Here is a 20584-nt window from a genome sequence, read left to right as displayed (position 1 = left end):
GCTCTGTCGCCAGATGCGGGGCGGCAGCGATGCAGATTTACGGCGACAGCAATTCCGGCAATTGTCTGAAGGTGAAGTGGGTCTGCGACAAGCTCGCATTGCCCTATCGCTGGATCGAGATCGACACCCGCAAGGGCGAGACGCGCACGCCGCAATTCCTGAAGATGAACGGCGCCGGCCAGGTGCCGACCGTCGCCTTCGACGACGGCCGCACGCTCGCACAGTCCAACGCCATCATCCGCTATCTCGCCCGCGACAGCGCGCTCGTTCCGCGCGATGCCTTCGCCGCAGCCAAGATGGACGAATGGCTGTTCTGGGAGCAGTACAGCCACGAGCCCTATATCGCGGTGTGCCGCTTCCAGCTGGTCTATCTCGGCAAGGATGTCTCCGAGCTCGATCCTGACAAGGTCAAGCGTGGCTATGCGGCGCTCGACCGCATGGAGGCGCATCTCGCCGCCGTCAGCTTCTTTGCGGGCGATGAGGTCTCGCTCGCCGACGTCTCGCTGCTCGCCTATACCCGGCTCGCGCATGAAGGCGGCTTTGATCTCGGCCGCTATGCCGCGATCCGTCGCTGGATCGGAGAGACCGAGGCCCATCTTGGTCTTCCGTCGGCGCGCTGAGTTCCTCGCGCTGAGTCCTGGAGTTTTCTCGATGAACGACAAATCCGTCTCGATCCGTCCCGCGCGCCGCGAGGACGTTCCCGCGATCGTGGCGATGCTCGCCGACGATCATCTCGGCCGCGCCCGCGAGCGCCTCGAGGATCCGCTTCCGGCCGTCTACTATCAGGCGTTCGAGCGCGTCGAGCGCGACCAAAATCTCACGCTCGTGGTTGCCGAGAGCGAGGGCAGGGTGGTCGGCTGCCTGCAGCTCGCGGTGCTCGCAGGCATCAGCTCGCAGGGCGGCATTCGCGGCCTGCTCGAGGATGTCCGTGTCGCCAGCGATTGCCGCAGCCGCGGCATCGGCGAACAATTGGTGCAATGGGCGATCGCGGAAGCCAAAGCGCGCGGCTGCAATCTGGTCGAATTGCTGACGCATCAGAGTCGCGTCGACGCGCAGCGCTTCTACAAGCGTCTCGGATTTTCACTCAGTCACGCCGGCATGACTGTCCGCTTTTGAAGCGGCGCGTTTTGAGGCAGGTGAATGCGAGCGTTGCATGATCAGCGAAATCGGATCGCGCATTCGTTCATCTTAACAGCTGATAAACTACCCGTTCGTCGTTCACGTTGATCGGGGAACGAACGGTGCTACGCAACGTCAGGACACCGGGCTCGGTCGGTTCGGGGATTTCGATGACAAATTATTCGATGATCAAGGTCGGCAACGACTACGTTGTGCAGGCCAATGACAAATGCATTTTGAAAGTCGGCAGCCGTCGGCGCGCAGCGCAATTGATCAGCGATGCCACGGACTTGCTGAACGCGCTCGCCGCGGTGGAATCCCCCGATATCGTGCCGGAATTGCCCTCACGCCGCCGTGAGCCGCCGGAAGTTTCTTGACGATCCTTCCCGATTCCCGTATCAGCCGCGGCGGGACACCTCCCCCCAACGGGAGGCTTACTATCTGGAAGGGTAGATCATGACTGTAGCGAAGCCCGCTTCGCGGCCGAACGTGCCGCATTTCTCCTCCGGCCCCTGCGCCAAGCGCCCCGGCTGGAACGCCCAAAATCTCAAGGACGCAGCGCTCGGCCGTTCGCATCGCGCGAAGGTCGGCAAGACCAAGCTCAAGCTCGCGATCGATCTGACGCGCGAAGTGCTTGAAGTGCCGGCCGATTATCGCATCGGCATCGTGCCGGCGTCCGATACCGGCGCGGTCGAGATGGCACTGTGGTCGCTGCTGGGCGCACGGCCTGTCACCACGCTCGCCTGGGAATCCTTCGGCGAGGGTTGGGTCAGCGATATCGTCAAGGAATTGAAGCTCAAGGACGTCACCAAGCTCAACGCGGCTTACGGTGAAATCCCCGACCTTTCGAAGGTCGATCCCAAGAGCGACGTCGTCTTCACCTGGAACGGCACCACCTCCGGCGTGCGCGTACCGAATGCCGACTGGATCAGCGCGACCCGTGAAGGTCTCACGATCTGCGACGCGACCTCGGCCGCCTTCGCGCAACCGCTCGACTGGGCCAAGCTCGATGTCGTCACCTTCTCCTGGCAGAAGGCGCTCGGCGGCGAAGCCGCGCACGGCATGCTGATCCTGTCGCCCCGCGCGGTGGAGCGGCTCGAGACCTACAAGCCGGCCTGGCCGCTGCCGAAGATCTTCCGCATGACCAAGGGCGGCAAGATCAACGAAGGCATCTTCGTCGGCGAGACCATCAACACGCCGTCGATGCTGTGCGTCGAGGACTATCTCGATGCGCTGAACTGGGCAAAGTCGATCGGTGGCCTGAAGGCCCTGATCGGTCGCGCCGATGCCAACACCAAGGTGCTCGCCGACTGGAAGGCGAAGACGCCCTGGATCGACTTCCTGGCCAAGGACGCTGCGATCCGCTCCAACACTTCGGTGTGCCTGAAGTTCACCGATCCCGCGATCACCTCGCTCTCGGAGGACGCACAGGCCGAGTTCTCCAAGAAGCTGGTCGCGCTCGTCGAGAAGGAAGGCGCCGGCTACGACTTCGCGTACTACCGCGATGCGCCGGCAGGCCTGCGCATCTGGTGTGGCGCCACCGTCGAGGCCAAGGATGTCGAGCTGCTGACGCAGTGGATCGACTGGGCCTTCGCCGAGACCAAGGCCCAGCTCGCCAAGGCGGCCTGAGTTTTTCTTTCTTCGCCTCTCCCCGTTCTTACGGGGAGAGGCCGGGTCGCCGGCAGCGCAATTGCGCGCCTGAGCGATCCGGGTGAGGGGCTCTCTCCGCGAGCACTTCGCCTGTGGCTGCCCCTCACCCCAACCCTCTCCCCGTAAGAACGGGGAGAGGGAGAGAAGCTTCCAAGTCACTCACGCATTTTCCGGCCCTCGGGCCGATCCTCCCTTAGGGACGGTGAAGGACACACCTCATGACCAAACCCAAAGTTCTCATTTCCGACGCGCTCTCGCCCGCTGCCGTTCAGATCTTCAAGGACCGCGGCGTCGAGGTCGACTTCCAGCCCAACCTCGGCAAGGACAAGGACAAGCTCGCCGAGATCATCGGCAATTACGACGGCCTCGCGATCCGCTCCGCGACGAAGGCGACCGCCAAGATCCTGGAGAAGGCCACCAACCTCAAGGTGATCGGCCGCGCCGGCATCGGCGTCGACAACGTCGAAATCCCTGCGGCCACCGCCAAGGGCATCATCGTGATGAACACGCCGTTCGGCAATTCGATCACGACCGCCGAGCACGCCATCACCCTGATGCTGGCGCTGGCCCGCGAGATCCCGCAGGCCGACGCCTCGACCCAGGCCGGCAAGTGGGAGAAGAACCGCTTCATGGGCGTCGAGATCACCGGCAAGGTGCTCGGCGTGGTCGGCTGCGGCAATATCGGCTCGATCGTCGCCGATCGCGCGCTTGGCCTGCGCATGAAGGTCGTGGCGTTCGACCCCTTCCTGTCGCCGGAGCGCGCCAAGGACATCGGCGTCGAGAAGGTCGACCTCGATGACCTGCTCAAGCGCGCCGACTTCATCACGCTGCACACGCCGCTGACGGAGAAGACGAAGAACATCATCGACGCGGCCGCGATCGCCAAGATGAAGAAGGGCGTGCGCCTGATCAATTGCGCCCGTGGCGGTCTCGTCGACGAGCAGGCCGTGGTCGATGCGCTCAACGCCAAGCACATCGCAGGCGCCGCCTTCGACGTGTTCGTCGAGGAGCCCGCGAATACCAACGTGCTGTTCGGCCATCCCAACGTGATCTGCACGCCGCATCTCGGCGCCTCCACCACGGAAGCCCAGGAGAACGTCGCGCTTCAGGTCGCCGAGCAGATGTCGGATTACCTGCTCACCGGCGCGATCTCGAACGCGGTGAACTTCCCCTCGATCACCGCGGAAGAAGCGCCGAAGCTGAAGCCGTTCATCACGCTCGCCGAGAAGCTCGGCTCGTTCGCCGGCCAGCTCACCGAGAGCGGCATCCTCAAGGTCGAGATCACCTATGAGGGCCACGTTGCCGAGATGAAGATCAAGGCGATCACGTCAGCGGTGCTGTCGGGCCTGCTGCGGCCGATGCTGGGCGAGGTCAATGTCGTGTCCGCGCCGGTCGTCGCCAAGGAGCGCGGCATGGTGGTGGACGAGATCGTCCGCGCCGCCCAAAGCGACTATGAGAGCCTGATCACGGTCACGGTGGCGACGGAGCGCCAGGAGCGCTCGGTCTCGGGCACCGTGTACCACGACGGCAAGCCGCGACTGGTCGACGTCAAGGGCATCCGTGTCGATGCCGAGTTCGGCAAGTCGATGCTCTACATCACCAACGAGGACAAGCCGGGCTTCATCGGCCAGTTCGCGAGCCTGCTCGGCGATGCCAAGATCAACATCGCCACCTTCCATCTCGGCCGCGTCGCGCCCGGAAGCGATGCCATCGCACTGGTCGAGGTCGACGGCGCGGTGCCGGCGGACCTGCTCGCCAAGGTGCAGGCGCTGCCGCAAGTCAAGCAGGTCAAGGCGCTGACGTTCTGAGGTGTCCGCGGGGCGCGCGCCCCACGGAATGACGCCCATCATATATTCCGACGTGCGGAACAACGCCGCCCTTCTCGCGAGGGGCGGCGTTTTTGTTGATGCCGCGCGGCGCTTTATGTCTCCCAAGGCTGCCGAACTTTGTGTACCAATGGCGCCCAGAACGCTTTTTGCCAAAGGGAGAAAACAATGCGTGAAGCCGTCATCGTTTCCTACGCGCGCACGGGCCTGGCCAAGTCCGGCCGTGGCGGGTTCAACATCACCCCGCCGATGTCGCTCGCGGCCCACGCCATTCACCACGCGGTCGACCGCGCCGGCGTCGACAAGGAATATGTCGAGGATTGCTATCTCGGCAATTGCGCCCATGGCGCACCGAACATCGGCCGCCAGGCCGCGCTGCTTGCGGGCCTGCCGAAGTCGACCGGCGGCGTGTCGGTGAACCGCTTCTGCTCCTCGGGGCTTCAGACCATCGCGATGGCTGCGAACTCGATCCGCTCCGACGGCGCCGACTGCATCGTCGCCGGCGGCGTCGAAAGCATCTCGATCCCCGGCGGCGGCTCGCCGAAGGAGTGGGTTGATCCCGAACTGCTCAAGACCGCGCCCGACATCTTCATGGCGATGATCGACACCGCCGACATCGTCGCCGAGCGCTACAAGCTCAGCCGCGAATACCAGGACGAGTATTCGCTGGAGTCGCAGCGCCGCATGGCGGCCGCCCAGCAGGCCGGCAAGTTCAAGGACGAGATCGTCCCGATGAAGACCAAGATGAAGGTGGTCGACAAGGCGACCAAGGCCGAGAGCATCGTCGATTACGTGGTCGACCGCGACGAGTGCAATCGCCCCGAAACCACGCTGGAAGGGTTGGCCAAGCTCGAGCCGGTGAAGGGCCCGGGCAAGTACGTCACCGCCGGCAACGCCAGCCAGCTCTCCGACGGCGCCGCCGCCGTGGTGCTGATGGAAGCCAAGGACGCCGAGAAGCGCGGCCTCAAGCCGCTCGGCCGCTTCGTCGCCTGGGCAGCCGCGGGCTGCGAGCCGGACGAGATGGGCATCGGGCCGATCTTCGCCGTGCCGAAGCTGTTGAAGCGTCACGGCTTGAAGATCGACGACATCGATCTCTGGGAGCTCAACGAAGCCTTCGCCAGCCAGTGCCTCTATTCGCGCGACAAGCTCGGCATCGACCCCGAGAAGTACAACGTCAACGGCGGCTCGATTGCGATCGGCCATCCCTTCGGCATGACCGGCGCCCGTCTCACCGGCCATCTGCTGCAGGAGGGCGCCCGCCGCAAGGCCAAGTGGGGCGTCGTCACCATGTGCATCGGCGGTGGCCAGGGCGGCGCCGGCCTGTTCGAGATCTACAGCTGATCCAAACGCCTGAACCAACGAAAGGCACGGCGCCCAAAGCGCCGTGCCTTTTTTGTTGCGCATCCATCGCGACGAAACTATAGAGGCCCCGTCGGAAAAGGCAGACTTGGTCTGGTAAGCCCAAGTCCTTTCGGTAACGGAAGCTCTGGTCTTTGGCCTTGTGCCGAGATCCCCGCGACGAACATCGGGCGCCACGCAGGCGCTCAATCGTTCGTCCGTGTGATTCTCGCATCTCAGGGAACGCTCCGGTCGAACATCGACCACAGGAGCGTCTCATGCAAACCCGATCCCTCGATATCTACGACGTCGTCATTGCCGGTGCCGGACCGGTCGGCCTGTTTCTCGCCTGCGAGCTGCGGCTCGGCGGTCTCTCGGTGCTGGTGCTGGAACAAGCAGCGGATCCGTACTCGGCGCTGAAGCAGCTTCTGTTCGGCTTGCGCGGCCTGACGTTGCCCACGACGGAAGCCTTTCACCGGCGCGGTCTGCTTGACGATATCCCGGCCGCGCAGCGCGCGACGTCGGGTGCGATCAAGAGTGCCGCGCACTGGATGCAGCAGACGCGCCGGCCCGCCGGTCATTTCGCCGGCCTCCAGTTCTATCAGGAGGACGTCGACGCCGCGCAGTGGCCCTGGCGCCTGTCGACGCCAGCCGATGCCAATGTCGCCGTCGACATGGACACGCTCGAATCCGCGCTCGCTGCGCGCGCAGACGGCATGGGTGTCGACATCCGGCGCGGTCTCGGCGTCACCGCCATTGCCGCCGCGGACCACGACGTGACCGTGCAGGCGGGGGGAGAAACGTTTCTCGGTCGCTGGCTCGTCGGTTGCGACGGCGGCCGCAGCGCAGTGCGCAAAATCTGCGGATTCGATTTCGTCGGCACCGACCCCGAATTCACCGGCTATTCCATCGACGTCGAGCTGGCCGATCCGGAGAAACTCAAACCCGGCCGCAACTACACGCCCACGGGCATGTACACCTATGCGCAGCCGGGCACGATCGCGATGGTCGATTTCGACGGCGGCGCGTTCCACCGCAGCGCGCCGATCACACGCGAGCATGTGCAGGATGTCCTGCGCCGCGTCTCCTGCACCGACGTCACCATCACCGCGCTCCGCCTGGCCGCCACCTGGACGGACCGCGCGCGGCAGGCCACGTGCTATCGCAAGGGGCGTGTGCTGCTCGCGGGCGACGCCGCGCATACCCATTCGCCGCTGGGCGGCCAGGGCCTCAATCTCGGTCTCGGCGATGCCATGAACCTCGGCTGGAAGCTGGCCGCGACGATCGGCGGCCACGCGCCCGCAGATCTGCTCGACACCTATTCGCAAGAGCGGCACGCGATCGGCGCGCAGATTCTCGACTGGTCGCGCGCGCAGGTCGCGATCATGCGGCCGACGCCAAGCGCCCGCGCGCTCCATGCCATCATGCACGATCTCATCGCGACCCGCGACGGTGCAACCTATTTCGCCTGTCGCGTGCGCGGCGTCGCGCTGCGCTACGATCTCGGCGGCAGCCATCCGCTGGTCGGCCGCAGTGCTCCCGATTTCGAGCTCTCCGACGGCACGACGGTCGGAGAACGGCTCAGGCCAGCGAAAGGCCTGTTGCTGGATTTCGACGCGCATGCGCAGCTGCAAGTGCTTGCCAGCCGCTGGGGTGATCGGATCGCCTATATCGCAGGCGAGCCGAAGGATCGGCTCGGTTTGAGCGCCATGCTGGTCCGCCCTGACGGCTTCGTCGCATGGGCCAGTGATGGCGCCCCCGATGCCGATGAGCTTGCTCTCGCTGGGGCCCGATGGTTCGGCGAACCCACGTCACGGCCATGTGAGCGGCCGGCGGAAACCATGTGAACTCGTTCACACAGGGCAACGCCGAAGCCGCGGTACGATCGGCAGGTCAACCGGATGTCGAGCATTTTCTCGCGCGGCCTGACACATTCATCCAATGAAAAGAAACACCCGCGGGAGATGCTGTGATGAGCATAACCTATGGTGCAACCGGGCTGCGACGGACCGCCGCGAGAAAGCGGTATGTCTCCCATGTCTTCAGGCAATATTGGCGTGCGTTTTTGCAATGGCGCTGCCGCGAGAGGCTGCGCACCGACCTAAGCTGTCTCAGCGACAGGGAGCTGATGGATATCGGCACCACGCGCGGCGAGATCGACTACGTCGCCTCGAACCAGTGGCGCGACCCGCGCGGCATCCGATCCGTCGAATAGCGGCGGCGTGGACCTCAGGCCCGCGCCACCACCGGTGCGAACGTCACTTCGATCAGCGTGCCGGAACTGCCTGCGCTCTTGATGTTGAACTGGGCGCGGTTGGCTTCGACCAGCGCTTTCGTCAGCGACAGGCTCAGCGCGGAATTGTCCGCGGCATCGCCCGGCGGCGGCGTGCGGAACGGCTCCATCGCGGCGGCGACTTCCCGCTCGCTCAGGCCCTGGCCGGTGTCGCGGATGCGCAAGCACACCTCGCCGCGATCGTTCAGCGCGGTCGAGACGATGACCTGGCCGCCGGCACTGGCCAGCCGGATCGAGTTCGAGATCAGATTCATCGTGACCTGCCGCAGCGCGCGCGTGTCGGCCGTCACCTGCGGCAGCGCGTGCGCGAGCGAGGTGCGGATGATGATGCGCTCGCGGTTGGCCTGCGGCTGCATCACGGTGACGCAGGCTTCGACGAGGTCGTTGAGGTTGAGGTTGGCGAAGACGAGATCGAGCTTGCCGGTCTCGATCCGCGACAGCTCCAAGAGATCGTCGATGATGGTGATCACGCGCTCGCCGGAGGCGCGGATGTCCTTCATGTATTCGCCGTAACGCTCGTTGCCGAGCGCGCCGAAGCGCTCGGAGATCATCACCTCGGCAAAGCCGATGATGGCGTTGAGCGGCGTGCGGATCTCGTGGCTGATCCGCGCCAGCATGTCGGCCTTGGCGTTCGCAGCGCCGTCGACGAGCCGTCGCGCCTGCGTCAGCTCGCTCTCGCCCTTCTTCGCATGCGAGAGGTCGCGGAACACGGCAAAGAAGTTCGGGCCGTCCGGCCGCGTCCGGCCCATGATCATGGCGAGCGGCAGCACGCCGCCCTTCTTCTCGCGGCCGAGCACCTCGCGGCCGTGATCGAGCAGGCTCGCGATGTCCTCGTTCTTCACGCTGTCGAGATAGTCGACGACGACCTGCTGGCTCTCGGGCGCGAACAGCGTCAGCAGATTCTGCTGCATCAGCGTCTCGCCGTCATAGCCGAACAGCGCTTCCGCGCTGCGGTTGCAGGCGTGGATGTTGCCTTCGGCATCGAACATCACGATGCCCTCGGCCGTGGTGTCGAGGATCGCGGCGAGATCTTCGGCGTCGGCATCGCCGGCCTCCAATTCCGCCTCAGGCTCCGGCAGGTCGGGGATCACCACCATCGGCTCCGCCATCGCGGGTGCGACGACGAGAGGCGTGACTTGCGGCAGCGCGCAGATCAGCGCATGCGCGCTCGCGCCGTCCCAGTCGATCGTGTGCAGATGCGCTTCGGTGGTTGCGAGCGGCTGCTCGCCATTGGCGATCGCGGCGCTGATCGTCACCGGCGTGCCGCCTTGCGAGGTGCTGCTGGCGGCGGAGACGCCGGGCTCGACATAGAGCGCATCCAGCCCGCCGGCATCTTCCAGCGCAGTGATGCTGGCATAGCCCATGCGGGCGAGGAAGGCGGGGTTGGCGTAGAGCAGGCGATCGAGCCGGTAGATCAGCATGCCCGTTGGCACCAGGTCGAGCAGCGCGCGGTCGCGCATGCTGTGGCCGTGCGCGGGCGGCGCGGGCTCGATCAGCCATTCGGCCGCGGCCGGCGGCGCCCCGGGCTCCGATATCGGAGGCTGCTCCGGCATCACCGGCTCGGACGTGATCTCTTCCGCCGGCGGCGCGCTTGCAGCGGATGCGATCGTCTCGCGCTCGCGTTCGAGCCGCTCGGACAATTGCCGCGCGAGCTCGTTGAACGCGCTGTTCTCGACCGGCGTCAGCGTCGGCGATCTCTGATCACTCTGTGATCTCTGATCACCCTGTGATCTCTGATCACCCTGTGATCTGAGATCGCCGGGTGCGCGGAACGGCACGACATTGGGAGGCGTTTCCACGGGCGTTTCCAAATCGGTTGGGTGTGAATTCGCTTCGATGAAGATTGCGGGCGGTTCGGTTTCAGTGACAGTCGGCGGTTCGGGCTCAGGTGCCGGCGGCTCGACCGGCGGAGCCTCGATCGAAGGCGCCGCCGCCTCGGGTTCGGGATCAGGCTCGACCACATCGGCCGACAGGCGCTGCGCGGCGCGCGGCTCGGAGAACAGCTCGTATCGCCTGAGCGCATCGAGCCGGTTGAGCCCGTCGAGATCGCGGCAGACGCCAAAACCCTTGAAGCCAGCGAAATTGCGCGCGTGGTCGTAGACGGGAAGGCCTGCAAGCTCGACCGGCAGGTGCTCGCCGCCATCGGCCGGCCAGTTCACGGTGATGCCGGCCCAGGTGTCGTGGCTCGCCAGCGCCTGCGCGACGCGGCCGTCCGGATCGAGTGCGAACTCGTCGGCGATCTCGCGCCACGGCCGGCCGAAGCCGGCCGCGGTGTGCGCGCCCATCAGGCGGATGAATTCGGCCGAGGCCAGCACAAACCGCCCCTCCGCATCCATCTGCCAGAGGAAACGCAGCGGATGCTGGCGCGGTGTTTCCGCTTGCGCGTGCGACAGCTCGACCATGGCGGCGGTGATCGGCGCGGCTTGCGGCGGCACGATGGCTGCGGGCGGGTTTTCAACCGGTGTTTCCGGTGCGGCGGCCGCGATCGTGTTCGCGACAGGCGCCTCGGCTGCCTCTCTCACGGCGTCCTGGATCGGGACGATCGCAGTAGCCAAATCCTCTGTCGGCAAATTCTCCGTCGGCGCGTCTGGCGTGGGCGGCTCCGGCGTGATCGTCGCGGCCGTCTCAGGCGTCTCGTCCAGATCGGCAAAGGCATCGAACAGGTCGATCCCCGCGGCAGGCTCGTCCGCCTGCGGCATTTTCGCGGTTTGCGGCGCGGGCTCGATCGGCGTTTCGGGGACAGGGGCCGCGACCACGTCAGGCATCACCGCGGGCGCAGGATCCGGCGTGCTCTCAGCGGCAGGCGCAGCCTGCGCCACCGCCGGCTCGATCAGCGCGACGAGACCGACATCGGCCCCGGTGCCGACCCGCTGCAGCACCATCTTGCCGATGCCGATCGGCATCTCGACACGGCCTTGCGCCAGCGCATCGCTGCGCGCCTGTTCGAGGCCGGCCTCGCCGAGATCGCGAAAGCCGAGCAGGGCGCGCGCGGCTTCGCTGGCGCCGGCGAACATGCCATCGGGCGCGAACGCCGCCATCGGGACATCAGCGCCGTCGACGAGACGATGCAGCCGCTCGACCAGCGACATGGTGCGCGCGCCCGCATCCATCGCGGTGACGAGCACGGCAGAGCTGCCGTCGGCAAAGTCGAGCCGTGCGCAGGCGCAGGTCATCAGCGTGCCGAGCCGGGCGCCGAAGCCGCGCAGCCGCTCCAGCCTGACGGCGCCGTTCGCCGGCAGCTTGCGGGCGAGGCGGGTGACCTGGCGGCGATGGGTATCGGCCGGACCGAAAGTCTTTCCGGCGAGAGCAGCGGCATTGGCCGCGCCAAAGAATCTGGCGCCGACCGCATTGGCCCACAGCAGGCGGCTGCCGTCGGGCGACCAGAGCCAGGCCGGCAGCGGAGAGGTCGCATGCACGGACAACCGCGGATCGCCGACGCCTCGCAACTGGAAATCCGAATTCGTCATCCGACCGGCTTTAAGTCTCTCTCACGCGTCATTTGGGGGCTGCCGGGAAAGGCAGCCTTAAGAAAGGGTTACTATCGCCCGCGGTCACGGGCAGGTCCACGGTGCAGGTCTACAGAGGAAGCCCTAAAGCCGCGATAACCTTAATCCGGCCGCCCCCGCAAGGAGCAGCAGGGAGGCATCCGCAGGATTCGCGGGGGCGGGATCGTCAGCGGCGCCGCGATGGATGCGATCAGGCGGAAGCACTGGGCCCAAGCCGGCGCGGCGGCAACGGTGCCCATCCTCCCCTGGAGGGGGAGGATCGGTTCGCATAGAGCGAAGCGGCATGCGAACCGAGGTGGGGTGAAGGTCTCTCCGCATAGAAAGCTGCCCGTGTGGAGAGATCACCCCACCCCGCTCGCGCTCCGCGCGATCGACCCTCCCCCTCCAGGGGAGGGTAAGCGACGTGCGCTCGTCTCGGACCCCTCCAGGGGAGGGGACGAGCGCCGCTTCACCGGGACCAAAATACCTCAACCCCCGGTTCCCCATCCCGGGAACCTCATCCTCTCCGAGATTAAATTTTGCGCAGCACCCCCGGATCACATTGCGGTGCACAATGTTGACATGTTAGGCAGCGATACTACTGGGCGCTGGACGAGCCATCTCGTTTGTTCTGCGTTTTCCAGTCTTTCGTACCCGCCAAGCGTCAAGAAGAAATGGCCCCCGGTTGGGTCGGCGGGCGCGCCAGAAGGCTCACTCCATTTTGTTTATCGCGAGGGACCAACCATGACAGGTGCGACTGATCCGTTTTCTGCCTCGATCATTCCGTTCGAGGTTCCCGAGCAGGTGCGTGCGTTCGCCGAAAAGGGCGTTTCGCAGGCCCGCGAGAACTACGCCAAGTTCAAGGACGCGGCCGAGACCCACAACGGCACCATCGAGGCCGTGTTCGCGTCCGCCCAGAAGGGCGCGAACGAGTACACCGCCAAGCTGATGGAATTCGCCAAGGCCAATTCCACCGCCCATCTGGACTTCACCCAGGAGCTGCTCGGAGTGAAGTCGCCGACCGACGCCTTCCAGCTCTGGAGCGGCCACGCCAAGACCCAGCTCGAGACCTTCCAGGCCCAGGCCAAGGAGCTGCTCGAGATCGCCCAGCGCGCCGCCAGCGCGACCGCCGAGCCGATCAAGGCCTCCGCCTCGAAGTTCTACCCGGCCGCCTGATCAAAAAGGCGGATCGATCGAGTCTAAGAAACCCGGGCCCCGCGGCCCGGGTTTTTCTTCACCTCGCCCGCATGCGGGAGAGGTCGGCGCGGAGCGCCGGGTGAGGGTTCTCTCCCCACGGGTAGTTTCCCCCAATTAACCCGATTTCATCGCACCGAAGGTGATTTCCGCTGGTTTTTCGTGCGTTTGCGGCCTTGCCAAAAAGGCCCGTTGCACCTAGTTTCCGCCCCGTCCAGCCCCCCTCGGCAGTCGGCCTTTTCAGGCAGCCCCAAGGCGGCTCGCAAGGATGCAGTTGTAGCTCAGTTGGTTAGAGCGCCTGTCTGTGGAACAGGAGGTCGGTGGTTCGAGCCCACCCAACTGTACCAATGATTTCAAATATTTAGCTCTAGATTGTGCCGATGGTCTTTTGTAGGATCGGCCCGAGCCCCACTCATAGCCCCGGCTATTATTGAGCTGAGAAAGCAACGGGCGAGACTCGATCTCCGTTGCCGTATTTGGCCCTCTCTCTCCGGCCATGGCGCTGCATCATCCAGACTGTCTAGAGTTGGACAGTCGCGGGGCCTTCAGCACCTAGTTGTTTCATGCTCAACTTTCGCGCATTGAGGGGTGCGGGTCGGCTCGGGCAAGTGTCATCATCTGAATTGCTGTCGGCTGTCGCGCTTCGCGCCACAACAAAGCTCGCCACCAATGGACAAACGCTCATTAAGCGAACGAGATATCTGCACGAAGTTCATTACGCCTGCGCTACGCGAAGCGGGGTGGGACGAAATACTGCAAATCCGCGAGGAGGTCGGGTTTACCAAGGGCCGCATCATCGTGCGCGGCAAACTGGTCACCCGCGGGAAGGCCAAGCGCGCCGACTACATCCTCTATTACAAGCCGAACATTCCGCTGGCGCTCATCGAGGCTAAGGACAATTCTCATAGCGTCGGTGACGGCATGCAGCAGGCGCTGGACTATGCCGCCACACTCGATATCCCCTACGTGTTTACCTCGAACGGTGACGGATTTGTGTTTCACGACCGCACCGGCGAAAGCGCGCCGCGCGAGGTGAACCTTGGTCTCACAGCCTTTCCGTCGCCGACCGATCTGTGGGCGCGCTACCGTGTCTGGAAGGGCCTCGACGCTGAAGCCGAAAGTATTGTTCTTCAGGACTACTTCGACGACGGCAGCGGCAAGGCTCCTCGCTACTATCAGGTCAACGCCGTCAATACCGCGATAGAGGCAATCGCCAAGGGGCGCGACCGAGCGCTGCTTGTCATGGCGACCGGCACCGGCAAGACCTATACAGCTTTCCAGATCATCTGGCGGCTGTGGAAGGCTGGACGCAAGAAGCGCATTCTGTTCCTCGCCGACAGAAACGTGTTGATCGACCAGACGATGGTGAATGATTTCCGCCCGTTCGGCGCCGTAATGGCGAAGCTGTCGACCAACGCCAAGACCATCGAGCGGCAAGACGGCACGAGCGTCGAATTACCACTGGCGCTCGACAGGAAGCGGCGTATTGATACGGCATTCGAAGTCTATCTCGGACTCTATCAGGCGATCACGGGGCCGGAGGAACGTCAGAAGCTCTATCGCGAGTTCTCGCCCGGTTTCTTCGACCTGATCGTGATCGACGAATGTCATCGCGGCAGCGCGGCCGAGGATTCTGCTTGGCGGGAAATACTTACGCACTTTTCAGGCGCGACACAGATTGGCCTCACTGCCACGCCGAAAGAAACTGAATATGTCTCCAACACTGACTATTTCGGCGAGCCGGTCTATACCTACTCGTTGAAGCAGGGGATCAGCGATGGCTTCCTCGCGCCATACAAAGTTATCAAGGTACATGTTGACCGCGACGTGGAGGGCTATCGCCCGGAACTCGGCAAACTCGACCGAGACGGAAACGAAGTAGAAGACCGCATTTACAACGCCAAGGATTTCGACCGGAACATCGTGCTCGACGATCGCACGGTCTTGATTGCAAAGAAGATCACCGAGTTTCTCAAGGAAAGCGGCGACCGTTTCCAGAAGACCATCGTGTTCTGTGTCGATGAGGAGCACGCGGCGCGCATGCGGCAGGCGCTCGTCAACGAAAATGCTGATATGGTCGCCGAGAACCAGCGCTACGTTATGCGCATTACTGGCAGCGACAAGGAAGGCCAGGACCAGCTCGGCAACTTTATTGATCCGGAATCGAAATATCCCGTACTGGTGACGACGTCGCGGCTTCTCTCGACAGGCGTTGATGCGCAGACTTGCCGGCTGATCGTGCTAGACCGCGCAGTCGGTTCCATGACCGAGTTCAAGCAGATCGTTGGGCGCGGCACCCGCGTTCATGAGGACACAAAGAAGTTCTTTTTTACGTTGGTCGATTTTCGCGGCGCGACTAGCCATTTCGCCGATCCAGATTTCGACGGCGATCCGGTGCAGATTTACGAGCCGAACGATGGCGATCCGATTGCTCCGCCCGATGAGCTGCCCCAAGAGAGCGATGTTATCCCGCCAACCCCGGGCGAGGACGAAATAATAGTCGATCAAGCCGGCTTGCCACTGCCGCCCGGTGATGTTGGTGCACGAAAGGTCTATGTCGATGGCGTAGGCGCCCGCATCGTTGCCGAGCGCGTCGAATACCTCGACGAGAACGGCAAGCTTGTCACCGAATCTCTACGTGATTTCACTAAGACGGCACTGAAGAAGCGCTTCGCTAGTCTCGACGATTTTTTGAAACGCTGGAGATCGGCCGAACGCAAGCAGGCGATTATCGAAGAGCTGGAATCCGAAGGTCTCGCGCTTGACGCGATTGCCGATGAACTCGGTAAGAACCTTGATCCATTTGATCTGATCTGCCATGTCGCGTTCGACAAGAAGCCGCTGACGCGGCGCGAGCGGGCCGATAATGTCAAGAAGCGCGACGTTTTCACGAAGTATGGCCCACAAGCCCGAGCCGTGCTCGATGCTTTGCTGGAAAAATACCGGGATGACGGAATGCTCAATCTTGATGACACCAACGTTCTGAAGGTGACGCCATTCACCACGATGGGTAGCGTCGTTCAACTTATCAAAGCTTTCGGCGGCAAGGAAGGCTTCGAGAAAGCCGTCCACGAAATGCAGGATGCGATTTATCAAGAAAGTGCTTAGTTGATGCCTATTGCTGAACTCAATGAGCAGGTTGTCTTTGTGCGCCTTGAATTGTCGCCTGCCGAAATTCCGGGACTACTGGAAAGGCACGCCAAGAAATATCCCGGTGCGGCTGCACTCGAACAACGTGGTGCCGCACTCGTTGAAGCGGGGGTTCAGGTCGTTGCAGCGTTAGAGTTCGTCGAGGCCGTGGTTCGTTGGGGGCGCGGGCAACGTTTTGTTGGACGGGTGCTGGATCAAAATGCAGCGGAGCAGATCACGGGTGCATTACAAGAAGCAAATGCCCTCTTGAATACTGGGCAGGTGGCTGCCGCAGTCTCGCGCCTTCAACAGCTAAGATATCTCGGTCAATCGTTTGCTTCAAAGATTGCGCGCTTTATGAATCCCGCCGTCGCGGTCATTCTTGATGAAGTGATTCGCTCCGCGTTAGGATATCGAGAAGATCAAGCCGGCTACCAAGAGTTCCTCCACGATTGCCAGGCCAGTTTGGCACTCCTAGCACCCCATCACTCTCAACTTCGAGTTTGTGACGTTGAGGCTGCCATCTTTGCGAAAATCCAAGGCTACTGAATGATCGTCCGCACCACCGTTAAATCCATTCAAGATATTATGCGCCAAGATGTGGGCGTCGATGGCGACGCGCAGCGCATCAGCCAGCTGACCTGGATGTTCTTTCTCAAGATCATCGACGATCAGGATCAAGAACTCGAATTGACCAAGGACGGTTACCGCTCGCCGATGCCGAAGAAATTTCAATGGCGCAACTGGGCTGCGGACCCGGAGGGCATCACCGGCCAAACGTTGCTCGACTTCGTCAATGACGAGCTGTTTCCGGCGCTCAAGGATCTGAAGCCCGCCGGGAAGCCCGGAGACCGCCGCCGTGTGGTGCGCGACGTGTTCGAAGATGCCTACAATTACATGAAATCTGGCCACCTCATCCGGCAGGTGGTCAACAAGATCAGTCAGATCGATTTCAACAATTTGGACGAGCGGCGACACTTCGGCGAGTTCTACGAACAATTGCTCAATGATCTGCAATCGGCTGGTAACGCGGGTGAGTATTACACGCCCCGTGCGGTCACCGCCTTTATGGTCGATCGCATCGACCCGCATCCCGGTGAAATTTTGTTTGATCCCGCCTGCGGCACGGGCGGATTCCTGTCATGCGCCATTCGCCACATGGAAAACGCGAATTACGTCCGCACGCCGAAACAGCGCGAGAAAATGGAGGGGGCTTTGCGCGCGGTGGAGAAGAAGCAGCTCCCGCATATGCTCTGCGTTACCAATATGCTGTTGCACGGCATCGAGGACCCTAGCTTCGTGCGTCACGATAACACGCTGGCCCGGCCGCTGATTTCGTGGAGCAAGGACGAGCGCGTCGATGTCATCGTAACTAATCCGCCCTTCGGCGGGCGCGAGGAGGATGGCATTGAGGACAATTTTCCAACCTTCCGCACTAAGGAAACGGCGGATTTATTTCTCGCTCTCATAGTTCGCCTGTTGAAGTCAGAAGGGCGCGCCGCAGTGGTGCTGCCCGATGGCACGCTGTTTGGAGAAGGGATCAAGACGCGGCTCAAGGAGCATCTGATGGATGAGTGCAACCTCCACACGATCGTCCGCCTGCCCAATTCCGTATTCAAGCCCTACGCCTCGATCGGCACCAACCTTCTTTTCTTCGAGAAGGGCAGGCCCACGAAGGAAATCTGGTTCTACGAGCATCGGGTGCCTGGGGGCCAGAAAGCCTACTCGATGACCAAGCCGATCCGGCTGGAGCATTTTCAAGGCTGCGTTGACTGGTGGGGTGGCAAGGATCGGAAAAGCCGAGAGGAGACGCAGCACGCGTGGCGTGTTACCATCGAGGAGGTCAAGGCGCGCGGCTATAATCTCGACATCAAGAATCCGCATGCGGTGGCGGACGAGCACGGCGACCCAGAAATTCTGCTTGCGCAACTCGCTGCTGCCGAAGCAGAAACGACAGGCCTGCGTGACCGGTTGAAAGCGGTCCTCAGCGAGGCGCTGTCCAGATGAGCGCCGTGCGCTTGCTGAAGCATTACGAAAAGATTGCGGAGGCGCCAGACGCAATCGCCCGCCTGCGCCAGTTTGTGCTGGATCTGGCCGTGCGCGGCAGGCTGGTGCCACAGGATGCGAATGACGAACCGGCCGTAAACTTGCTGAAACGAATTGCGAATGAGAGGGCGCGCCTCGGCATTCAGAACGTCATAGTTCCAAATGCGTCCGATGAAGTGCCGTTTGAGCTGCCGACAGGATGGTCATGGAGCCGAGTGGGTGAGATTTGTTCGAAGACTGGATCGGGCAGCACTCCACGCGGAGGGAAAGATGTCTACAAGTCGTCCGGCATTCCCTTCCTGCGATCTCAGAACGTCTATGACGACGGGCTTCGTCTAGCTGATGTTGCCTACATCGATCCAGAGACGCATGCGCGCATGAGCGGAACTCGGGTGCTAGCCGGTGATCTACTCCTAAACATCACTGGTGGTTCGATGGGGCGCTGCTGTCTCGTTCCAAGCGAATTTGGCGAGGCGAATATTAGCCAGCACGTTGCGATAATCCGTGTCGCAGTGAGAGGGTTGGAAACATTTCTTCACCGACTTGTCCTCTCGCCTTATTTTCAAGCTTTTATCTTCGATGAGCAGACGGGTGCTGGTCGCGGAGGTCTTCCCAAGAACCGGATGGACCAGATCGCCGTCGCTATGCCGCCATTTGCCGAACAGCAACGCATCATCGCCAAAGTCGATGAGTTGATGGAGCTGTGCGACCGGCTGGAGATTGCGCGTGCCAAACGCGAGGGAGTGCGCGACAAGCTGGCAGCGGCGGATCTTGCACGTCTCAATGCGCCCGCTCCAGAGACATTCCAAAGCAACATTCGCTGCGCCCTTGATGCGCTACCTGCTCTGACCGCGCGCCCCGATCAAATCAAGGGCTTTCGCCAAACCATCCTTAACCTAGCCATGCGCGGCAAACTCGTGCCGCAAGAGCCGAATGACGAGCCGGCTTCAGAGTCGCTGAAACGAATTTCAGTCGAGCGGGCGGAACTCGTCAAAAAGAAGGAGGTAAGACGCGAACATCCGTTCGAACCTTTGAAATTGTCTGAAGTGCCGTTTGGTGTTCCGCGCTCGTGGGTCTGGGCGCGCATTGGGGAAGCTGTGCTTTTCACCCAATATGGAACATCGCAAAAAGCAAACCCTTCGGAGGAAGGGGTGCCCGTTCTCACGATGGGTAATATCCAAGACGGCTTGGTGGTCTGGAGCGACGAAAAGCGGATTCCCTCGACCTCTGACGACCTCCCCGTGTTGTATCTGCGGAAGTTCGACCTTCTCTACAATCGCACAAACAGCGCCGAGCTTGTTGGGAAAACTGGAATTTATCTCGGCGACGATGATGCAAGGACATTTGCCTCATATCTAATCCGGCTTCGTCCCTCACTCTCTTCCAGTAATCCCCGGTTCCTAAACCTGGCAATGAACACGCCCGATTTCCGCGAAACGCAGATTCAGCCGCTTATTAAGAAACAAACCGGTCAGGCAAATGTGAACGGCACTGCTCTTAAGAACATGCTCATTCCGCTGCCACCTCTCGCCGAACAGTACCGCATCGTCGTAAAGGTTGATGAGTTGATGGGGCTGTGCGACCGGCTGGAAGCGGGCCTCGCGGAATCGTCCGCCATCCGCCGCCACCTGCTCGATGCGCTGATAGCCGAGGCTTTGACGCCGGCTGATATTTACGAGTTGGAGGCAGCAGAGTGAGCGACGTATCGAATATGCAAGCAGGTGAGTATTTTAATCCCGAAAAAGTGGCCTACTGGTATTTCCGCTTGAATGGCTTCTTGCAGATCGAAAACTTCGTCGTTCATCCCGAGCGGCGCGGATCCCAGCGGACGGACGCCGACCTGTTGGCGGTTCGATTTCCGTATCGCGCCGAGCGTCTGTTCGATGATCCGAACGATATCATGGCGGACGATGTACAGCAGCTCGCGCTCTCTGATAAATTGATCGACATCGTCATTGCCGAAGTGAAGACGAATCAACCTTGCACTTTGAACGGGCCATGGACTCGACGAGACCGGCTCAATGTCCATCGCGTACTGGCGGCAATCGGTTGCCTGCCATCCGATCGGATCGAAACTGCGGCGGCGGATATCTATCGGGCAGGCTTCCACCGCAGCGACACGCTTCGCGTTCGCCTCGTTGCGGTAGGGCGTGACCGCAGCGAGGAGATCGCAGCGGCATATCCCGAGGTGACGCAATTGCGGTGGATAGGGATGTTAGCGTTTATCTGGGAACGATTTCATAGATATCGACGCCAGAAGGCGCAGGTGGATCAGTGGGACCCGGAAGGCCTCAAGATCAAAGAGCTCGCCGATCGGTCGAATAGCCCGGTAGATTTTATAAGAGATGCATTGCGCTTCATGGGGATAGAAGGCCGAAGCTAACGCTGGCGGAAGCGATGATAGATGCATTCTTAGCGGACGCGAGAAAGGCGCAACGCGCCAATCCATGAAGAGCGCGGTCAGGAACGCGAACGGACAGGTAAATTAGGACATTGCCGTTCTC

Annotated in this window: 15 protein-coding genes and 1 tRNA gene; 15 read left to right on the top strand and 1 reads right to left on the bottom strand. The window is 62.3% G+C overall.

Annotated elements, in window-relative coordinates:
* Positions 1–29 precede the first annotated feature (29 nt).
* From NLM31_RS38165 to NLM31_RS38130, 8 genes are all read left to right on the top strand, one after another.
* Positions 30–620 (top strand): glutathione S-transferase family protein, encoded by a 591-nt coding sequence (locus tag NLM31_RS38165; protein ID WP_254134320.1) that lies wholly within the window; start codon positions 30–32, stop codon positions 618–620.
* 31 nt (positions 621–651) lie between these two features.
* Positions 652–1116: a GNAT family N-acetyltransferase gene (locus tag NLM31_RS38160; protein WP_254195590.1), complete on the top strand. Its 465-nt coding sequence runs from the start codon at positions 652–654 to the stop codon at positions 1114–1116.
* Positions 1117–1241: 125 nt separating this feature from the next.
* Complete coding sequence (locus NLM31_RS38155; protein WP_254134318.1) at positions 1242–1496, top strand: hypothetical protein; 255 nt, start codon at positions 1242–1244, stop codon at positions 1494–1496.
* A gap of 79 nt (positions 1497–1575) precedes the next feature.
* Positions 1576–2748, top strand: a complete 1173-nt coding sequence (locus NLM31_RS38150; protein WP_254195589.1) for a phosphoserine transaminase — start codon at positions 1576–1578, stop codon at positions 2746–2748.
* Between the two features lie 239 nt (positions 2749–2987).
* Complete coding sequence (gene serA / locus NLM31_RS38145) at positions 2988–4577, top strand: phosphoglycerate dehydrogenase (RefSeq protein ID WP_254134316.1); 1590 nt, start codon at positions 2988–2990, stop codon at positions 4575–4577.
* 186 nt (positions 4578–4763) lie between these two features.
* Positions 4764–5936, top strand: coding sequence for an acetyl-CoA C-acyltransferase (locus NLM31_RS38140; RefSeq protein ID WP_254134315.1), 1173 nt, complete (start codon positions 4764–4766; stop codon positions 5934–5936).
* A 275-nt stretch (positions 5937–6211) separates the two neighbouring features.
* A complete protein-coding gene (locus NLM31_RS38135) occupies positions 6212–7780 on the top strand; it encodes an FAD-dependent monooxygenase (RefSeq protein ID WP_254195588.1) in 1569 nt (522 codons plus the stop codon).
* Positions 7781–7905: 125 nt separating this feature from the next.
* The gene (locus tag NLM31_RS38130; protein WP_254195587.1) at positions 7906–8148 is read left to right on the top strand and encodes a DUF1127 domain-containing protein; all 243 of its coding nucleotides are present in this window, start codon (positions 7906–7908) and stop codon (positions 8146–8148) included.
* 14 nt (positions 8149–8162) lie between these two features.
* On the opposite strand, the gene NLM31_RS38125 is transcribed toward NLM31_RS38130, so the two are convergent.
* Complete coding sequence (locus NLM31_RS38125) at positions 8163–11693, bottom strand: PAS domain-containing protein (protein ID WP_254195586.1); 3531 nt, start codon at positions 11691–11693, stop codon at positions 8163–8165.
* A 762-nt stretch (positions 11694–12455) separates the two neighbouring features.
* Here NLM31_RS38125 and NLM31_RS38120 point away from each other — a divergent pair.
* The 7 genes from NLM31_RS38120 to NLM31_RS38090 all read left to right on the top strand — a co-directional run bounded on the left by NLM31_RS38120 (position 12456) and on the right by NLM31_RS38090 (position 20463).
* Positions 12456–12887 carry a phasin gene (locus NLM31_RS38120; protein ID WP_254134311.1) on the top strand — a complete coding sequence of 144 codons (432 nt, stop codon included), beginning with the start codon at positions 12456–12458 and terminating at the stop codon, positions 12885–12887.
* 288 nt (positions 12888–13175) lie between these two features.
* Positions 13176–13252 (top strand) — tRNA-His (locus NLM31_RS38115).
* 322 nt (positions 13253–13574) lie between these two features.
* Complete coding sequence (gene hsdR, locus NLM31_RS38110) at positions 13575–16013, top strand: EcoAI/FtnUII family type I restriction enzme subunit R (protein WP_254195585.1); 2439 nt, start codon at positions 13575–13577, stop codon at positions 16011–16013.
* A 3-nt stretch (positions 16014–16016) separates the two neighbouring features.
* Entirely contained in the window at positions 16017–16583 is a 567-nt protein-coding gene (locus NLM31_RS38105) for a hypothetical protein (RefSeq protein ID WP_254195584.1), read from the top strand.
* Positions 16584–18041 carry a type I restriction-modification system subunit M gene (locus NLM31_RS38100; RefSeq protein ID WP_254195583.1) on the top strand — a complete coding sequence of 486 codons (1458 nt, stop codon included), beginning with the start codon at positions 16584–16586 and terminating at the stop codon, positions 18039–18041. It begins immediately after the preceding gene.
* The gene (locus NLM31_RS38095) at positions 18038–19777 is read left to right on the top strand and encodes a restriction endonuclease subunit S (RefSeq protein WP_254195582.1); all 1740 of its coding nucleotides are present in this window, start codon (positions 18038–18040) and stop codon (positions 19775–19777) included. Before NLM31_RS38100 ends, NLM31_RS38095 begins: the two co-directional genes overlap by 4 nt.
* Positions 19774–20463, top strand: coding sequence for a hypothetical protein (locus NLM31_RS38090; protein ID WP_254195581.1), 690 nt, complete (start codon positions 19774–19776; stop codon positions 20461–20463). Before NLM31_RS38095 ends, NLM31_RS38090 begins: the two co-directional genes overlap by 4 nt.
* Positions 20464–20584 lie beyond the last annotated feature (121 nt).

Origin of the sequence: Bradyrhizobium sp. CCGUVB4N (assembly GCF_024199945.1) — a bacterium.
Taxonomy (GTDB): Bacteria; Pseudomonadota; Alphaproteobacteria; order Rhizobiales; family Xanthobacteraceae; genus Bradyrhizobium.
The sequence above is the reverse complement of the archived record's forward strand: the minus strand, read 5'-3'. Positions and strand labels throughout refer to the sequence as shown.

Bases quoted from the DNA above. Each gene is read 5' to 3' on its own strand.
- NLM31_RS38100 (WP_254195583.1), top strand. From the start codon at position 16,584: ATGATCGTCCGCACCACCGTTAAATCCATTCAAGATATTATGCGCCAA.
- NLM31_RS38120 (WP_254134311.1), top strand. From the start codon at position 12,456: ATGACAGGTGCGACTGATCCGTTTTCTGCCTCGATCATTCCGTTCGAG.
- NLM31_RS38105 (WP_254195584.1), top strand. From the start codon at position 16,017: ATGCCTATTGCTGAACTCAATGAGCAGGTTGTCTTTGTGCGCCTTGAA.
- NLM31_RS38150 (WP_254195589.1), top strand. From the start codon at position 1,576: ATGACTGTAGCGAAGCCCGCTTCGCGGCCGAACGTGCCGCATTTCTCC.
- NLM31_RS38160 (WP_254195590.1), top strand. From the start codon at position 652: ATGAACGACAAATCCGTCTCGATCCGTCCCGCGCGCCGCGAGGACGTT.
- serA (WP_254134316.1), top strand. From the start codon at position 2,988: ATGACCAAACCCAAAGTTCTCATTTCCGACGCGCTCTCGCCCGCTGCC.
- NLM31_RS38135 (WP_254195588.1), top strand. From the start codon at position 6,212: ATGCAAACCCGATCCCTCGATATCTACGACGTCGTCATTGCCGGTGCC.
- NLM31_RS38140 (WP_254134315.1), top strand. From the start codon at position 4,764: ATGCGTGAAGCCGTCATCGTTTCCTACGCGCGCACGGGCCTGGCCAAG.
- NLM31_RS38125 (WP_254195586.1), bottom strand. From the start codon at position 11,693: ATGACGAATTCGGATTTCCAGTTGCGAGGCGTCGGCGATCCGCGGTTG.
- NLM31_RS38095 (WP_254195582.1), top strand. From the start codon at position 18,038: ATGAGCGCCGTGCGCTTGCTGAAGCATTACGAAAAGATTGCGGAGGCG.
- NLM31_RS38165 (WP_254134320.1), top strand. From the start codon at position 30: ATGCAGATTTACGGCGACAGCAATTCCGGCAATTGTCTGAAGGTGAAG.
- NLM31_RS38130 (WP_254195587.1), top strand. From the start codon at position 7,906: ATGAGCATAACCTATGGTGCAACCGGGCTGCGACGGACCGCCGCGAGA.
- hsdR (WP_254195585.1), top strand. From the start codon at position 13,575: ATGGACAAACGCTCATTAAGCGAACGAGATATCTGCACGAAGTTCATT.